Below are 17,065 nucleotides of genomic sequence, written 5' to 3'. Positions count from 1 at the left end.
CCCCCCCCCCCCCCCCCCCCCCCCCCCCCCCCCCCCCCACGACTGGGGGGGTCGGCGGGATCAGGCCCGACGCTGGTCGACGGGCCGTCGGCGTTCCGGCGGCGGTGGCTCACCGTTGAACGCGAAGAACATCTGCTGGGTGGCGTACGCGACCAACGACCGGGTCTCGGGATCCCACGCCTCCATCTCGACCGAGGCATAGCCATCGCCCGCGTGACGGGCCCGGTTGCGCAGCAGCAACCAGCCCGGCCCGGGTGTGTCGAACAGGTGCACGGTCAAGTCCACGGAAGGACCGAACCACTCGCTCCACTCGCCCATCCGCTCGCTCACGGCGCCGGGCATCATGTCGACGAGCACCACCAGCGCCAGCGGATCGAGGCGCCCGTCGGGGCCCACGGGCGGGTCGTCGAACCGCTGCCAGGTGAGGTGCTCCGACGTGGTCGGTGTCCAGGTCTCCCAGGGCGCGTGCCCCGAGGCCGGGCGGCCTTCGACGCGGGTCCAGAACGGGAATGGGTCACCCGAGGGGGCCGGGAGGTCGACGTCGTCGGGCCAGGGGTCACGAAACGAGGGGCAGTCCTCGGGCGGGTCGGCGACGGGATACGACACGTCGGTGAACTCGAAGCCCGGCCGCGTCGCGCCGAACGCGGCGACGGCCGTGAGGCCGGCCTCGGCGCCGACGTTGCGGACGGTGGCGGTGGCTTGGGAGATCGAACGGCCCCGGCGGAGCACCGTGACGTCGATCTCCACGGGACCCGGGCGCACGGGCTGCGCGAACATCGCGGTCAGCGTGCGCAACCGCTGGTCGGGGTGATCGATCTCGGCGGTCATGGCCCGCCCGGCCAAGGCGGCGACGATGCCGCCCTGGGGTGCGACGGCGAGCATCCAGTCGTTGCTCAGCTCGCCGCGGTAGCAGCCGGGCTGGCCGGCAACGGCCTCGCAGCCCGTGTCGCGGAAGTAGTCCTCACCTTGCACGGGGTCCGAATGTATCGGCGCGCCGGCGCGGCGCCGCACGAGTTTCGCCCGGCCAGCGGGCTCGCCGAGCTCAGTCGTCGGCGGTGGGCAGGGCGTAGTCCTCGAAGCGGGCGCGCAGGTCCTTCTTCGAGAACTTGCCCACGGAGGTCTTGGGCACTTCGTCGATGAAGACGACGTCGTCGGGCAGCCACCACTTCGCCACCCGTGGGGCGAGGAACTCGATCAGCTCCTCCTTGGTGACGGACTCGCCGTCCTTCACCACCACGCAGGCGAGCGGCCGCTCCTGCCACTTGGGGTGGCGCACGCCGATCACGGCGGCCTCGGCCACCTTCGGGTGGGCCATCAACTCGTTTTCGAGCTCGACCGACGACACCCACTCGCCGCCGGACTTGATGACGTCCTTGGTGCGGTCGACGATCCGCATGTAGCCCTCGGCGTCGATCGTGGCGACGTCGCCGGTCTTCAGCCAACCGTCAGAAGTGAAGGAGTCCTTCGAGCGCTCGTCGTTGTAGTAGTCGCGGGCGATCCACGGCCCGCGCACCTGGATCTCACCTTGCGCGACGCCGTCCCACGGCTGTTCCTCTTCGGTCGAGGGGTCGCTGATCCGCACCTCGACACCAGGAGCGACGATGCCGATGGTGGCCCGGATGTCCGCGAGGTCGTCCTCGGAACGTCCGGCGACCGACGACTTGATCATGCCGACCGACGCGACCGGGCTCGTCTCGGTCATGCCCCACGCCTGGGTGATCGGCACGCCGAGCTGCTTGCGGTAGCCCTCCGACAGCGCTTTGGGTACCGCGGACCCACCCGCGAGCACGATGCGCAGCGACGAGGTGTCGCGACCGGCCAGCTCCGGCAACACGCCCATCCAGATGGTGGGCACGCCGGCCGCCGCCGTCACTTTCTCCTCGACGATCAGGTCGGCGAGCGCGGGTGGCGACAGGTCAGGGCCCGGCATGATCAAGTCGGCACCGCAACCGACCGCGGCGTGGGCGATCCCCCACGCGTTGGCATGGAACATCGGGACCACCGGCAGGCACCGGTCGGACTCGCGCAGCCCCGCTCCGTCGGCCAGGAACACCCCGAACGTGTGCAAGAACGTGGAGCGGTGGCTGTAGACGACACCCTTCGGGTTGCCGGTGGTGCCACTCGTGTAACACATCGACGCGGCTTGGTTCTCGTCCTCGACATGCCACTCGACGGGTTCCGCCGTCGCCAGCAGCTCCTCGTAGTCGTGCAGGGCCGCCGATCCGGCCTCGGTCGGCTGCTCGCCCCCTCCGTCGTCCATCACCACGATGTGCTTGACGGTCTCGAAGGTGGGGAGCAGCGGCCACAGCAAACCGGTCAGCGAGCGGTCGACGAAGATGACCTCGTCCTCCGCGTGGTTGACCACGTACGTGACCTGCTCGGGGAACAGGCGGATGTTGAGCGTGTGCAGCACCCGACCCGAACAGGGCGCTGCGTAATACAGCTCGAGGTGCCGGGCGGTGTTCCAGGCGAACGTGCCCACGCGGCCGTCGGCCGAGATCCCGAGCGCGTCGAGCACACCGCCGAGGCGACGGGTCCGCTGCGCCCACTCGCCGTACGTCGTGCGGTCACGGGCGCCACCGGCACGGGCCGTCACGATGCCCTTGTCAGGGAACAACCGCTCCGCCCGGTTGAAGAAGTGCGCCATGGTGAGCGGGAAGTCCTGCATGAGGCCCTGCATCTGTCCCCCTTGGAGTGAGCTCGCCCGTGGAGCGTAGGCGCCCCCGTGGCTGGTCGTCGCGCAGCTCAGAGGTCGAGCAACGCGTCGAGCCCGAACGTGACACCGGGCAGCGCCGGCACTTCACGGACCGCGAGCAGCACGCCAGGCATGAACGACTCGCGATCGTAGGAGTCGTGCCGGATCGTCAACGACTGCCCGGCAGTGCCCAGCAGCACTTCTTGATGCGCGACGAGGCCTCGGAGGCGGACGGAGTGAACGGGGATCTCCGCGGGGCCTTTGGCGCCGCGAGCGCCGGGCAGGACCTCTTTCGTAGTGGGGTCGGGCGCCCAGTTCGACGATGCGGCTGCCATGCGCTCCACGGTCATCATGGCCGTGCCGGACGGCGCGTCGACCTTGCCATCGTGGTGAAGCTCGATGATCTCGGCCGTCTCGAACCACGGCGCCGCCAGCTCCGCGAACCGCATCATCAACACCGCGCCGATGGCGAAGTTGGGTGCGATCAGGCAGTTGCTCTGGGTGAACGTGGCCTCGAAACGGGCGAGGTCGTCGGTCGTGAACCCTGTGGTGCCGACAACTGCATGCACGGCGTTGCCCGCGCACCACGCCAAGTTCGCCCGCGATGCCTCCAGCTGCGTGAAGTCGACCATGACGTCGACCGACGACGGATCGATTGCGTCCGTTCCCGAGACCACAGGGATGTCGGCGTCGACGCCGTTGGCCTGGCGCAAGTCGATCCCGGCGTGGTGCGGGTCGACGGCCGCCACCAGCTCCACATCGGGCGCGGCGAACACGGCGCGGCACACGGCGGTGCCCATTCGCCCGACGGCTCCGAAAACACCAACGCGTATGGCCATGGCACCGGAGCCTATGGTGCGGGCCCCTGTCTGCCCTCCGTCGACCCGCTGCGATGGCCGTCCTCACGCCCGTCGTCGTGGGTCCGTCTCGGCCGGAACGACACCGGCTCCAACTGCGACGCTCAGGCGAACGCGTCGTCGCGAACCGGGCCGACCGCCGCGATCGCCTCGGTTCCACCAAAGACCGTCGCCGCCATGCGGGCCACGTCGTCGAGCGTCACCGACCTCACCGCGTCGAGGTGTTCGGCCAGTGGGATGACGCGATCGTGTTGGAGGATGTCCGAGCCCAGACGCACCATCCGGCTGGCGCTGTCTTCGAGTGAGAGCTGCAGCGACCCGGTGATGTAGCCGGTGGCGACCTCGAGCTCGTGCGCCGTGATCCCGTCGGTGGCGAGCCGCTCGACTTCGGCATCCATCAGCGCCCGCACTTCGGGCAACCGCGCCGGAGCGGTGCCGGCGTACGCGACCAGGCAACCGGCATCGGAGTAACGAGCCGCGTAGGAGCCCACCGAGTACGCCAGGCCGCGGCGCTCGCGGATCTCCTGGAACAGACGGCTCGACATCCCGCCCCCGAACACGTGGTTCAACACGGTGAGGGCGTAACGGTCCGGGTGGTCGGCCGCCACAGCCCTCCAACCCAGGGCGAGGTGGGCCTGCTCAGTGGGGCGCGTCAAGACCGCGAGGTGGGTCGGCGCCCGGTCGACCGCGTGGCGCTCGGGGCGGCTCCCGGCGGGGCCGTCGGGGAACCACGTGGCGGCGGCGTCGACGACGGCATCGTGTTCGAGGTCGCCCGCCGCGGCGAGGACCAGATCGGCCGGCGAGTACCACCGGCGGAAGAACTGGTCGATGTCGTCGCGGCGCAAGCCCGATATCGAATCGTGCGACCCGAGCACCTCGCGACCCAGCGGGTGGTCGGGGAACAGCGCCTCGTGGCACAGGACCTCGACCCGCTCCTCGGGCTCGTCTTCGCTGAGCAAGAGCTCCTCGAGGATCACCTGGCGTTCGGCGTCGACGTCGCTGGGGTCGAGTCGAGGGTCGGTGATGACGTCGCCGAGCAGGCTGAGGCCGAAGCTGAGCTGATCGGCAGGCAGGCGGGCGTAGTAGGCCGTGTGCTCCTTGGCAGTGAAGGCGTTCATCTCGCCACCTACGGCATCGACGGCCTGGGCCAGCTCACGCGCCGAGCGCCGCGGGGTGCCCTTGAAGAGCAGGTGCTCGAGGAAATGCGACGCGCCGTGCAGCTCGGCAGATTCGTCGCGTGCGCCGACCCCGACCCAGACCCCGAGGGTGACCGAGCGAGCCTCTGGCATCGCTTCGGTCACCACCCGGAGGCCGTTGGGCAGGCTGGTGACCTGAGTGGGGCTTTCCGCCATCAGCGGTTGCCGGCGGTCGATCCGCAGTCGGTCAGCGGCGGCGACGACGCCGAGGACGGTCGCCACCATCGCGGTCGCGCGGCGGGGCTGCGCTCTCGGGGCCGAGGTCGCCGAGCTCCGCGGCTGCCTCCTCGTCGAAGGCGTCCTCGAACGAGACGCGCGCGGGACGGTCACCGCCCTCGCGCGGCCCACGGTCACTACGGTCGCCCCGGTCGCGGTCGCCCCGGTCGCGGTCCCGGCCGCCGTGATCGTCACGACCGCCGCTGTCGCTGCCGTCACCCCCGCCGAGCGGCGACGTGGGCGACAACGACACCTTGCCGTTCTGGTCGATGTCGTCGACCTTGACCTCGAGCTCCTGGCCGAGCTCCAGGACGTCCTCGACCTTGTCGATGCGGCGGCCGCCACCCATCTTCGAGATGTGGACCAGGCCGTCGCGGCCCGGGAGGATGTTGACGAACGCACCGAACTTGGTGATGTTCACCACCCGCCCCTGGTACACCGTGCCGACTTCGGCGGTCGGCGGGTTCAGGATCAGCTGGATCTGGCGTTCGGCTTCGGCAACCGCGCCGCGGTCGACCGCGCCGATGGTGACCGTGCCGACCACACCGTCGTCGTCGACCGAGATGTTGGCGCCGGTCTCCTGCTGGATCGCGTTGATCACCTTGCCCTTGGGGCCGATGACCTCACCGATCTTGTCGAGGGGGATCTCGAAGCTCACCAGCTTCGGCGCGCTGGCACCGACGTCTTCGCGGGGCTCGGAGATGGCCTTGTTCATCACTTCGAGGATCTGGAGGCGAGCGTCTCGAGCCTGCTGGAGCGCCTTGCCGAGCACCTCGGCCGGGAGCCCCTCGATCTTGGTGTCGAGCTGCAACGCGGTGACGAACTCCGACGTGCCGGCCACCTTGAAGTCCATGTCGCCGTACGCGTCTTCGGCGCCGAGGATGTCGGTGAGGGTGATGTAGTCGTCGCCCTCGTTGATCAGTCCCATGGCGATACCCGCCACCGGCGCCTTGATCGGCACGCCACCGTCCATCAGCGACAGCGACGAACCGCAGACCGACGCCATCGAGGTGGAACCGTTCGACGACAGCACCTCGGAGACCAGGCGAAGGGCGTAGGGCCACTCTTCCGCGCTCGGCACGACCGGCAGGAGGGCACGCTCGGCGAGCATGCCGTGACCGACCTCGCGGCGCTTGGTGCCGCCGATGCGGCCGGTCTCGCCGTTCGAGTACGGCGGCATGTTGTAGTGGTGCATGTAGCGCTTCTTGTCGTCGACGCCGATGGTGTCGATGAGCTGGTCCATCTTCGGCATGCCGAGCGTCAAGACGTTGAGCACCTGGGTCTCGCCGCGCTGGAACAGGCCGCTGCCGTGGGCCGTCGCGAGCAGCCCGACCTCGGCGGACAGCGGGCGGAGGTCGGTGACCCCGCGGCCGTCGATGCGGACGCCCTCGTCGACCACCCGGCGGCGGATGACCGACTTGGTGAGCGCCTTCAAGGCGTTCTTCACGGCCTTGACCTGACCCTCGAACGGCTTGCCCTCGCCGGTGAGCTGCTCGACGAGGTCGCCTTTGATCGCGTCGTTGGCGGCGTTGCGCTCGGTCTTGTCGGCGATCGCGTTGGCCTCGGCCAGCCGCTTCTCCGCCAACTCGGCGACCTGTGCGGCGATCTCGTCGGAGTAGTCGGTCTGCGGCTCCCAGGAGAGCGCGGCCCGGACACCGGCCTTGTCGACCAGCTCACGCTGCAGCTCGATCGACTCGCGGATCCACTGCTTGGAGGCCTCGAGGCCCTCGGCGATGCGCTCTTCGGTGACCTTGACCGCGCCGTCCTGGTAGTAGCTCCACGCCTTCTCGGTGCCCGACGCCTCGACCATCATGATGGCGATGTCGTCGCCGATCGCTCGACCGGCCACCACCATCTGGAACGTGGCGGCCTCGATCTCTTCGTACGTCGGCCAGGGAACCCACTTGCCTTCGGTGTCGAACGCGAGGCGCACGCCACCGACCGGGCCCTCGAACGGCAGGCCGGAGATCATCAGGGCCGCAGAGGCTCCGTTGATCGCGGGGATGTCGTGGGGGTTCTCCTGGTCGGCGCCGATGATGGTGGCGACGACCTGCGTCTCGTTGCGGTAGCCGTCGGCGAACGACGGGCGCAGCGGGCGGTCGATCAAGCGGCAGACCAGGATCGCCTGGTCCGGCGGGCGGCCTTCACGACGGAAGAACGAGCCGGGGATCTTGCCGGCCGCGTACATCTTCTCCTCGACGTCGATGGTCAACGGGAAGAAGTCGATGCCCTCGCGGGGGCTGGTGTCGCCGTTGGCGGTCACCAGCGCGGTGGTGCCGCCGACCTTGACGACGACCGCGCCCTGCGACTGCGGGGCGAGCTTGCCCGTCTCGAACGTGAGCGTCTTGGATGTGCCCGAGATGGGACGGGATACGGAAATGGCCTCAGCCATGGTTGCTCCTTCTGGACCGCCCTCGTCCGACACCCGTCTGGTGTCGGTCGGACGACCCGGTCGGTGCGACGGGGCCAGTTCCCAGTCGGCGATCCCCCGCCGTCACCGTCGTACGACGGCAGGCTGAGAGCTCGGCGACTGGCAGCTGACCAACCCCCGCACAGTTGGGTTCTGGCGCCCCGACCCCGACGGGACCGGTGGCGCAAAAGTGAGGTGAGCGGCCACCAGGGCCGCTCACCGGTCACACTTACGCTATCGCCGCAGCTGGTGCGTCGCGAGGATCGAGCGGTAGCGCTCGATGTCGTTGTTCTTGACGTAGTCGAGCAGCCGCCGACGGCGGCCGACGAGCATCAACAGGCCACGACGGCTGTGGTGGTCCTTCTTGTGGACCTTCAGGTGCTCCGTGAGGTGGTTGATGCGCGCGGTGAGCAACGCGATCTGCACCTCGGGCGACCCGGTGTCGGTGTCGTGCTGGCGGTGCTCGGCGATGATGCCGGCTTTGGCGTTGTCGATCTTCTCGGACAAGGTAAGTGCTTTCCGGTGGTGGAGGCGAGCTGTCGCATCCGGGTTGGGTGCTGGGACCCGGCCCCTCGGTTCGCCAGGCGAGACCAGGAGCGGTTCCTTCGAGGCCGGGCGGTGCCGCGGCCGTCGGGTCACGCTAGCAGGCGAGTGCCCGCGCGGCCCAAGTCGCCGAGCACGTTCAGGCGGGCGCCCAGGTGCCGGCCACCCGATGGTACGCGAGCCAGACCGACGCTCCGCCAGTGCCCTTGGCCGCCACCAGCTGTGCGTTGCGGAACCCGTTGCGCGGCACCGCGAACGTGGTTCCCTGCGGGCAGGCACGGGCCGCGTTCGGCCACGCCACCGCGGGCGTGGAAAGCGTCCAGGCGCCGTTCGCGGCCTGGCACGCGACCCGGCGGGCGCCTTGGCAGTCGCCGGCGTGGAACCGGCCATCGGACCCCTGGTACGCGCAGGCTCCCGCGTCCGCACGGGGCTCGTTCGGGGCCCAGCTCCACACCAACGCGGTCAAGCGAGGATCTTCGGGGGTGAGCTGGTCGAAGCCGATGATGTTGACGCCGCAACGGGTCATGGCCGCCGCGCCCTCGGCGGAAATGGTGCTGGTGCCGCCCAGCGACGACGTGAGCGGGTTGGTGCCTGCCGCAGCCGCCACGAACGTGGAGTCCTCGAAGTAGCGGCGGAACGAGCTGTCGCTCGCCCGGGCCTGGCTGTCGGCGGCGCACTGGGCCGCCGAGTAGGCCGTCGGGTCGCCGTGCTCGTCCCACAGCAGCCCGCGCTCATGCACCGCCGCGCCCCAAGCGGTGCCGGCGCCCGCGCCACAGTCACCGACGATGGCGATCTGGTGGTGGGCGGCCAGGATCGACGCCTGGGTCTCGTGATAGTCGAGCGCCGCGCACGGCCTGGAGGTCGGCTCGACCAGGGATCCGAGGTGCTGGCGGATCAGCGCGCCGGCCACCTGGTGCGCCTGGGCGCTGTCGCCGAGCTGGTTCTCGAGGTAGAGCAGCACGAACTGGTCGGGGTGGCGGTGGAGCCACCCGGCGAGCTCGTCGAGGCCGTCCTGGAACGGCCGGTCGATCGTGCAGCCGACGTGCACGTGCAAGGGGTTGCCGCTGTCGCCATGGCAGAGGGTGACCCAGTAGCCGCCGGTGCTGGCGTTGCCGAACGGGCTGGGCACCCAGTGCACGTCCATCTCGATCGCCCGCACGTCCATGTCGAGTTGGCCGGCGATCGTGTACACCTGGTTCGGGTCCTGGTTCGTGAGCGTCGGGTAGTAGCCCGGGTGCGACAGATCGGCCGGGATCTCGTACGCGGAGGAGTTGAACGAGTTGTGGGTGTGGGGCAACTGCGCCTCGAGCAGCGGCACGTCGACGTCGAGCCCGCGCTGGAGGGTGAGCGCGCGGTGCGTCCACGATGACTGGTACGCCTCGAGCCGGGCCGCCGAGATCTTGCGCCCGTCGATCGCTGCGCACGCATCGGGTGCAGCCGGGTCGGGCAACGACCGCAAGGGCATGCGGCACATGGCAGCGACGCCCCTGACGACTTCGGTGACCGTCCGGCAGGCCAGCGCCTCGAGCCCCGCCGCAGTCGACACGTCGGCCACGCCACAGGTGGTGCCGCTCGACGTTGCGGTGCGAGCCGGGTTGCTCGCGCCGGCCGGCGACGCCACCGCCAGCGCCAGCGCCACCACGAGCACGACGGCTGCCACGGCACGTCGCCGCACCGAGCTCCCGCCCGTCGGGTGCACTGCCCGTTCCCCGAGATCCAAGGCCAGCACACTTCGACCCCGACCGGCCCGACCCCTGTCCGCGGCGGCGTCTGGCGGCGTCTAGTCGAACCGCAGCGAGAACCGGTAGCCGGGTCGGCGCCGCCGCCCGCTGTCCGTCGCGTCGGGCAGCGCAGGAGCCAGGTCGAGCGCGGCCGCCCCCGGGTCGTAACAGGCCTGCTCGATCTCGGCGAGCGTCCCGACATCGGGATCGACGCCTTCGGCGCGCAGCCGGGCGTCGCGGGCCCGCCCGAGGGCACCCACCAGCAGTTGCTCGACGATGGCGGGCAGCGTCTCGGGATCTTTCAACAGCCAGGAGTGGCCGCCCCGGTGCACTTCGATCAGTTGGCCGTCGACCCGCCGGACGGTGTCGCGTGCGGTGGCCATCGGCACCACGAAGTCGAGCGTGCCTTGCACCACGAACACGGGCACCTCGGCCTCGGCCAGGCGGTCGAGACCCTCCGCGGACTTGCCCGACCGCAGGATCGACAGGGCCGGGCCGGCCAAGCGGCCCGGATGGCGGAAGTGCCCCGCCACGGTGGGTCCAGCCAGCCTGGCCACTTTGGCCGCCTGGCGCGGCGACCGCAGGAAGTGCAGCGGGGAGATGGAGTCGATGATCAACGCCGCCGCGTACGGGATGAACACGGCAGGCGCGACCCGCATGCCGGTGGTCATGCGGTCCCAGGTGTCGCCCACGATCGCGTCGAGCAGCAAGACGCCGATGGTGCGCTCGGGGCGCTGGGCGGCGAGATCGGCCACCATCCGACCGCCCATCGAGTGCCCGGCCAACACGGCGTGGCGGATGCCGAGCGCGTCGACGGTCTGCCCGAGGATGTCGACGTAGGCGGACAGGTCGGCACCCATCGCCGGGAGCCCCTGCGTACCGCCGTGCCCGGCAGTGTCGATGGCGACGACTTGGAAGCCGAGGCCCACCAACCGCGACAGGGACTGCGCGTACAGGAAGCCCTCCGCCGAGTAGCCGTGGACGACCACGAGCGGTACACCGCGGCCGGCGATCGACACGCCGACCCGATGGCCGTTGTCGAGCACGAGTCGGGTACGGGTCAAGCGGGGACGTGGCGACGGCTCCCCTCCCCCGGCTTCGGGGCCTTCGACAGCCGGGATCTCCATCGACGCTGCCGCCCGCGGCGTTCCTGAGGACATCTCGACAGTCTCGCCCGAACCTGCAGATCGCGCGCGGATCCGCCCTGGTCAGACCAGGAAGTGGAGCACGCCGTACGCAATGGCGGCGAACAGCGCGGCGGCCGGCAACGTCAGGATCCACGCAGTGACGATGTTGCCGGCCACGCCCCACCGCACGGCCGAAGCCCGTTTGGTGGCGCCGACCCCGAGGATCGACGACGTGATCACGTGGGTGGTGGAGATCGGCGCCTTCCACAGGAACGCCGTGACGTACAAGATCAGCGACGACGTCGATTCGGCCGCGAAGCCCCGGGCGGGGTCGAGCTCGATGACCCGCCGGCCGAGCGTCCGCATGATGCGCCAACCTCCCGACCACGTGCCGAGGCTGATCGCGCTGGCCGCGGCGACCTTCACCCACAGCGGGACGTTGAAGCCGTGGTGGTGGCCGGTGGTGACCAGCGCGAGCACCACGATGCCCATGGTCTTTTGTGCGTCCTGAAGCCCGTGGCCGAGCGCCATCGCACCGGCGGAAGCCGTCTGTGCAAGCCGGAACCCGCGATTGAGGCGGCCCGGCTGGGCACGCCGGAAGATCCACAGGAACGCCACCATCACCAAGTAGGCGAGGACCATCCCGACGATCGGCGACACGACCATAGGGATCACGACCTTGTCCACCACGTGCGCCCACTTCACCGCCGTCGACGAGGCCAGCGCGGCGCCCACCAACCCACCGATCAGCGCGTGCGTCGACGACGACGGCAACCCGAAGTACCAGGTGATCAAGTTCCAGCCGATGGCGCCGAGCAGCGCGGCGAGCACCACCACGAGCCCGTGGTTGCCATCGGCAGCGGAGATCTTGATGATCCCTTCGGCAACGGTGGTGGCCACGCCTGTGGCGATGAGCGCGCCTGCCAGGTTCATCACCGATGCCATGGCGAGCGCGGTGCGGGGTTTCAGCGCACGGGTGCCCACCGCCGTGGCGATGGCGTTGGCCGCGTCGTGGAACCCGTTCGTGTAGTCGAACGCCAGCGCCACCGCGATGATGGCGACCAGGGCAAAGGTCTGCATGTGCGGCGGTCAGCCGTTCGCCACGGCGATCCGCCGCGGAGTCGGTTGGCTCACGACTCCTTGACCGCCAGCCCTTGCACGATCTTGCCGACCCGCTCGAACGCGTTGGAGGCGTCCTCGAGCTCGTCGACCACTTCTTTGAGCTTCAGGACTTCGAGGGCCTTGTAGTCGCCGCTGAACAGCGAAGCGAGCAGCCGGCGGTGCACACGGTCGGCCTGACTCTCGATCCGGTCGATCTCGCTCCAGTACGGCTCGAGGTCGCGGACCTTGCGGAGGTCGGGCATCGCCTGGGCGGTGAGCTTCGCGGCCTCGCTGATGAGGTCGACTTGCTGGCGGATGCCGGCCGGCAGCTCGCCGAGCTGGTACAGCACGACGTGGTCGGCGGCCGCCTCCATGTAGTCCATGACGTCGTCGAGGCTCACGGCGAGCTGGTAGATGTCCTCGTGATCGAACGGCGTGATGAAGCTGGCGTTCAGCTTGTGCACGATCCGCGACGTGTGCTCGTCGCCTTCGTGCTCGAGTGCCTTGAGCTGCTCAGCCCAAGCCTCGCGCTCGCCGTTGGCGGTCACGAACTCGCCGAGCGCGTTCGCCCCCGACACCAAGTTCTCCGCCGACGCGGTCAGCAGATCGAAGAAGCTCTCGTCGCGTGGGGTCAGTCGAAATCGCACCGAACGGGGACTCTACGTCCGCATGGGGAGGCGCCGTCCAGCCGAAGCGGGAGGTGACCGCCGAGGAACCGCCGCGTCAGCGCGCCGCGACGACCACGGCGGGCTTCACTCGCTCACCGCGGAACGGTTCGTAGACAGCGACGAGCCCACCATCGGCGTCGAGGATCGCCCATGGACCGTCGCCGTCGACCCCCAACTCGGCGGATCCGAGCACTTTGCCGTCGCGCGCCGCGGCGGCCAGCTCGTCGTCCACAGCTCGCTGGGCGTAGCCCGCCAGCGCAGCGGCCGGCGGCAGCAGCGCGTCGGGTGACAGCTGCTCGAGTGGGACCGCTCGAGCCAAGTCGAACGGACCGATCGCGGTGCGCCGCAGGGCGCGCAGGTGGGCGCCACCGCCCAGGGCGCGACCGAGGTCGGCGGCGAGCGAGCGCACGTACGTGCCGGACGAGCACCGGACCGACAGCCGGAACACGGCCGGGTCGTCGGTGGGGTCGATCTCGAGCTCATGGACCGTGACGCGCCGCGGTTCCCGCTCGACGCTCACGCCTTCCCGGGCGAGCTCGTGCAGCCGTCGGCCGCCCACCTTCACGGCCGACACCATGGGGGGGATCTGGTCGATCTCCCCGACGAAGCTGCCGGCGGCAGAGCGGACCGCGGCAAGATCGACGCCACCCATGTCGTGCACCGCCGTCACGTCTCCGGCCGCGTCGAGGGTCGACGTCTCCACGCCCAACACGAGCTCACCGACGTACGACTTGGGGTGCACGCCCAAGAACCGCAGCAGCCTCGTCACCCGACCGACGCCGAGGAGCAGCACCCCGGTCGCGTCAGGGTCGAGGGTGCCGGAGTGGCCCACTTTGCGAGTGCCGAGCAGCCCTCTCGACTTGGCGACCACGTCGTGCGAGGTCCAGCCGGCGGGCTTGTCGACGACCGCGAGCCCGTCGGGCGCTGCCGAGCGCTGGGGATCAGCCACCATCGGCGTCGTCGAGGGGCTCGGGCTCGTCGCGGTGGATCTCGTGCAGGATCTCCTCGATCCGAGCGGCGCTGCGGATCGCCGGGTCGGGGCGGAACACCAATGTGGGCGTACGCCGCATGGTGGTCTCGCGGTTCACGGCTGCCTGGAGCCGGGCCCGGTGCTCCTCGAGGGCTTCGAGCACCGAGTCATCGCCCTCGGCGCCGGCGGCGCTGTCGTAGAACACCAGCGCTCGCGACAAGTCGGCGTCGACCTCCACACCCGTGAGCGACACGCCTTCGAGGCGATCGTCGTCGGAGCGCGCCAACTGCTCGGCAAGGATCTCGATCACCACGTGGTTGACGCGGGCCGTGCGCGGATACTGGCGACGACCTCGGGCGCGGGAACGCGGGCTCACACGATCACCTCGGTTCTGGCTGCCGCCGGTCAGGCGCGGGGGATCTCCCGCTCCTCGAAGGTCTCGATGACGTCGCCGGGCTTCAGGTCCTGGAAGTCCGACAAGCCAATGCCGCACTCGAAGCCGGCTCGGACCTCGGTGACGTCCTCTTTGAACCGCTTCAGCGACGACACCGTGCCCTTCCAGATGATGACGCCCTCGCGCAGGAAGCGGACCTTGGAGTTGCGGGTGATGACACCGCTCTGCACCAGGCAGCCGGCGATCTTGCCGACCCGTGGCACCGAGAAGATCTCGCGGACCTCGGCCTCGCCGGTGACGACTTCCTCGAACTCGGGCTCGAGCAAGCCGAGCATGGCGTTCTGCACGTCGTCGAGCAGGTTGTAGATGATCTCGTACGTGCGGATCTCCACGTGCTCCTGCTCGGCGAACTCGCGCGCTTTGCGGTCGGGCCGCACGTTGAAGCCGATGATGGTCGCGTCTGACGTGGCGGCGAGCTGGATGTCGGACTCCGTGATGCCGCCGACGCCCCGGAGGACGAACGAGAGCTTCACTTCGTCGCGCTCGAGCTTCTTCAGGCTCTCGGTGACGGCTTCGAGCGAACCGTTGACGTCGGCTTTGACCACGAGGTTGAGCGTGGCCGTCTCGCCGGCCTGGATCTGCTTGAAGATGTCTTCCAGGCGGGCGCCACCGGCCGTGGCGGCTGCGGCGGTGCCCGAGATCTGGGTCTGGCGTCGCCAGTGCTCACGGGCTTCGCCGACGCTGCGGGCCGTCTTGTCGTCCGGTGCCACGACGAACTCGTCGCCGGCCACCGCGACGTCGGACAGGCCGAGCACCTGGACCGGGGTCGACGGACCGGCTTCCGTGACGTTGTCACCGTGGTCGTCGATCAGCGCACGCACACGACCCCACGCCGCGCCGGCGACGGTGGGGTCGCCGATGCGCAAGGTGCCGCGCTCGACGATGACGGTGGCGACGGGACCGCGGCCGACGTCGAGCTCGGATTCGAGCACGGTGCCACGGGCCCGGCCCTCAGCCGATGCCCGGAGGTCTTCGAGCTCGGCGACGACCAGCACGTTGTCGAGCAGCTCGTCGATGCCGATGTTCTGCAGCGCGGAGACCTCGCACACGATCGTGTCGCCGCCCCACGACTCGGGCACCAGGCCGTTCTCCGCGAGCTGCGCCAACACCCGCTGCGGGTCGGCGTTCTCGCGGTCGATCTTGTTGACTGCGACCACCATCGGCACTTCGGCGGCCCGTGCGTGCTGGATCGCCTCGATGGTCTGGGGCATCACGCCGTCGTCGGCGGCCACCACGAGGATGACGATGTCGGTGACCTCGGCGCCCCGTGCGCGCATCGCCGTGAACGCGGCGTGGCCGGGGGTGTCGATGAACGTGATCGGCTTGCCGTCGCGGACGACCTGGTACGCGCCGATGTGCTGGGTGATGCCACCGGCCTCGCCCGCCACCACGTTCGTGTTGCGGATCTGGTCGAGCAGCTTGGTCTTGCCGTGGTCGACGTGACCCATGACGGTGACGACCGGCGGGCGGGGCGGCGCGTCGGCGTCGTCGTCGAGGTCGTCGACCTGCAACTGCTTCTGGAGCTCGACTTCTTGCTCCTCACCCGGGTCGACCAGGCGGATCTCGGCCCCGATGTCGGCGGCGAACAGCTCGATCATGTCGTCGGTCAGCGACTGCGTGGCCGTGACCATCTCACCTTGCTGGAGCAAGAAGCGGACGACATCGGCCGCCGTGCGGTTCAGCTTCGGGCCGAGGTCGATCGGCGACGTGCTCCGCTCCACCACGACGACACCCTCGGGAACCGCGGCGTCGGCCGGCGTGTAGCTCGGCATGTCCATCGGCTGGAGCTCTTCGAGCGCACGGCGCCGACGGCTCTTGCGCCGCGGAGGCCGGCGACCGGCCGGGCCACCTGGACGACCGCCACCACCGGGACGACCGGCGCCGCCCGCGGGACCGCCGCCCGCGGGTGCACCTGGACGACCGCCACCACCGACCCCGATGGGACCGGAACGCCCGGCACCGCCACCCGCACCCGGGCGCGCCGGGCCGCCACCGGGTCGGCGCCCGGGCAGCTGTGCCGGACCACGGCCACCGAGGCCGGGGGGCGGCGGGATCGGTTTGCCCGACACCGAGCGAGGCGGCGGCGGAGGCGGGATCGGCTTGCCCGAAGAGCTGACTGGAGGACGGGGTCGCGCCGGCGCGGCACCGGATGCGGCGGCCGCAGGCACGTCAGGGGCACCGGGGGTGCCGCCCGTGCCGTCGGCCGGCGTCGCGCGGGCCGCCGGGGCTGCAGCTGGGGCCGGGCGCGCCGTGCCGTCGGACTCGGTCGTGGGCGATGGAGCGGGCGCCTCGCGCCGCGGCGGAGTGGGGCGACCGCTGCCGCTGGAAGTGACGACCCGGCGGGGCGCCGCTGGCGCCGCAGGTGCGGCGGTGACGGGGGCCGACGCGGCAGGGGCGGCAGGGGCCGCTTCCGGCGCCGGCTCGGCGGTGGGAGCAGGGGCCGCTGGTTCGGCCTCGGCGGGCGCTTCGGCCTCAGGGGCGGACTCGGCCGTCGCGGCGGGAGCCGCAGGCTCCGCGTCCGCCTCGCTTGCCGGGGCGGCCTTCTTGGCGGCCTGCTTGGCCGGCTTGGCTTCCTTCTTGGGCTCTTCGGGCTGCTCGTCGCGGATGAGCCCGTCGCGCTCGGCTCTGCGGCGGACGCGGTCGGCCTGCGCCTCGACGACGCTCGACGAATGGCTCTTCACGCCAATGCCGAGCGCCTCGCACAGGTCGAGCGTCTCCTTGTTCGTGAGCCCGAGCTCTCGAGCGAGCTCGTAGACGCGGATCTTTCCTGCCAAGTGCTTCGTAGCCCCTTGTGAGTGAATGCGGTCGCGCCGGCGCCGGTAGGGCCGAACGGGACAGTTCTCCAGTCTCGCGCAGACCACCGGTCCGACACGAAAGGTCTTGTGGTCGGGCCGCCGGGACCGGCCTCAGCCGTCCAGCTCGATCCCACCCCGGAGGGCCCGGACGGCATCCGGATCGACGGGAACCCGGAACGCCCGTTCGAACGAGCGGTGGCGCACTGCCTGGTCGAGGCACCGGACCGAGCCTCGACACAGCCAGGCACCTCGACCCTCGATGCTACGGCCGAGCGCCAACGTTCCGTCGCTCCGTCGCCCCACCCGGACCAG

Annotated in this window: 13 protein-coding genes; all 13 read right to left on the bottom strand. The window is 70.4% G+C overall.

The window, feature by feature from the left end; all coding sequences use genetic code 11:
- Positions 1 to 60: 60 nt before the first annotated feature.
- The 13 genes from VHA73_11635 to infB all read right to left on the bottom strand — a co-directional run bounded on the left by VHA73_11635 (position 61) and on the right by infB (position 16,732).
- The gene (locus VHA73_11635; GenBank protein HVX18674.1) at positions 61 to 972 is read right to left on the bottom strand and encodes a thioesterase family protein; all 912 of its coding nucleotides are present in this window, start codon (positions 970 to 972) and stop codon (positions 61 to 63) included.
- A gap of 70 nt (positions 973 to 1,042) precedes the next feature.
- Complete coding sequence (locus VHA73_11630) at positions 1,043 to 2,680, bottom strand: long-chain fatty acid--CoA ligase (protein HVX18673.1); 1,638 nt, start codon at positions 2,678 to 2,680, stop codon at positions 1,043 to 1,045.
- A 65-nt stretch (positions 2,681 to 2,745) separates the two neighbouring features.
- Positions 2,746 to 3,534, bottom strand: coding sequence for a 4-hydroxy-tetrahydrodipicolinate reductase (gene dapB, locus VHA73_11625; protein ID HVX18672.1), 789 nt, complete (start codon positions 3,532 to 3,534; stop codon positions 2,746 to 2,748).
- Positions 3,535 to 3,656: 122 nt separating this feature from the next.
- Positions 3,657 to 4,904, bottom strand: coding sequence for a pitrilysin family protein (locus VHA73_11620; GenBank protein ID HVX18671.1), 1,248 nt, complete (start codon positions 4,902 to 4,904; stop codon positions 3,657 to 3,659).
- Positions 4,905 to 4,935: 31 nt separating this feature from the next.
- On the bottom strand, positions 4,936 to 7,356 hold the full coding sequence (locus tag VHA73_11615; GenBank protein HVX18670.1) for a polyribonucleotide nucleotidyltransferase: 2,421 nt from the start codon (positions 7,354 to 7,356) through the stop codon (positions 4,936 to 4,938).
- A 252-nt stretch (positions 7,357 to 7,608) separates the two neighbouring features.
- Positions 7,609 to 7,869, bottom strand: a complete 261-nt coding sequence (gene rpsO, locus VHA73_11610) for a 30S ribosomal protein S15 (protein ID HVX18669.1) — start codon at positions 7,867 to 7,869, stop codon at positions 7,609 to 7,611.
- Positions 7,870 to 8,056: 187 nt separating this feature from the next.
- Positions 8,057 to 9,577 (bottom strand): hypothetical protein, encoded by a 1,521-nt coding sequence (locus tag VHA73_11605; protein ID HVX18668.1) that lies wholly within the window; start codon positions 9,575 to 9,577, stop codon positions 8,057 to 8,059.
- Positions 9,578 to 9,697: 120 nt separating this feature from the next.
- Positions 9,698 to 10,798 carry an alpha/beta fold hydrolase gene (locus VHA73_11600; protein HVX18667.1) on the bottom strand — a complete coding sequence of 367 codons (1,101 nt, stop codon included), beginning with the start codon at positions 10,796 to 10,798 and terminating at the stop codon, positions 9,698 to 9,700.
- A 48-nt stretch (positions 10,799 to 10,846) separates the two neighbouring features.
- Positions 10,847 to 11,845: an inorganic phosphate transporter gene (locus VHA73_11595; GenBank protein ID HVX18666.1), complete on the bottom strand. Its 999-nt coding sequence runs from the start codon at positions 11,843 to 11,845 to the stop codon at positions 10,847 to 10,849.
- 50 nt (positions 11,846 to 11,895) lie between these two features.
- Positions 11,896 to 12,513 carry a DUF47 family protein gene (locus VHA73_11590; protein ID HVX18665.1) on the bottom strand — a complete coding sequence of 206 codons (618 nt, stop codon included), beginning with the start codon at positions 12,511 to 12,513 and terminating at the stop codon, positions 11,896 to 11,898.
- 76 nt (positions 12,514 to 12,589) lie between these two features.
- On the bottom strand, positions 12,590 to 13,483 hold the full coding sequence (truB, locus tag VHA73_11585; protein HVX18664.1) for a tRNA pseudouridine(55) synthase TruB: 894 nt from the start codon (positions 13,481 to 13,483) through the stop codon (positions 12,590 to 12,592).
- A complete protein-coding gene (rbfA, locus tag VHA73_11580) occupies positions 13,476 to 13,880 on the bottom strand; it encodes a 30S ribosome-binding factor RbfA (GenBank protein ID HVX18663.1) in 405 nt (134 codons plus the stop codon). The genes truB and rbfA overlap by 8 nt, the downstream gene beginning before the upstream one ends.
- Positions 13,881 to 13,909: 29 nt before the next feature.
- Positions 13,910 to 16,732, bottom strand: a complete 2,823-nt coding sequence (infB, locus tag VHA73_11575; protein ID HVX18662.1) for a translation initiation factor IF-2 — start codon at positions 16,730 to 16,732, stop codon at positions 13,910 to 13,912.
- Between the last annotated feature and the right edge of the window lie 333 nt (positions 16,733 to 17,065).

The sequence above is a fragment of the Acidimicrobiales bacterium genome (assembly GCA_035547835.1).
Lineage (GTDB): Bacteria > Actinomycetota > Acidimicrobiia > Acidimicrobiales > Iamiaceae > DASZTW01.
Note: the sequence above shows the minus strand (reverse complement) of the source record. Positions and strands in the feature narration are given on the sequence as shown.

What these genes read in the sequence shown, in the direction of transcription:
- VHA73_11630 (HVX18673.1), bottom strand. Translation starts at nt 2,680, where the DNA reads ATGCAGGGCCTCATGCAGGACTTCCCGCTCACCATGGCGCACTTCTTC.
- dapB (HVX18672.1), bottom strand. Translation starts at nt 3,534, where the DNA reads ATGGCCATACGCGTTGGTGTTTTCGGAGCCGTCGGGCGAATGGGCACC.
- VHA73_11620 (HVX18671.1), bottom strand. Translation starts at nt 4,904, where the DNA reads ATGGCGGAAAGCCCCACTCAGGTCACCAGCCTGCCCAACGGCCTCCGG.
- VHA73_11615 (HVX18670.1), bottom strand. Translation starts at nt 7,356, where the DNA reads ATGGCTGAGGCCATTTCCGTATCCCGTCCCATCTCGGGCACATCCAAG.
- VHA73_11600 (HVX18667.1), bottom strand. Translation starts at nt 10,798, where the DNA reads ATGTCCTCAGGAACGCCGCGGGCGGCAGCGTCGATGGAGATCCCGGCT.
- VHA73_11595 (HVX18666.1), bottom strand. Translation starts at nt 11,845, where the DNA reads ATGCAGACCTTTGCCCTGGTCGCCATCATCGCGGTGGCGCTGGCGTTC.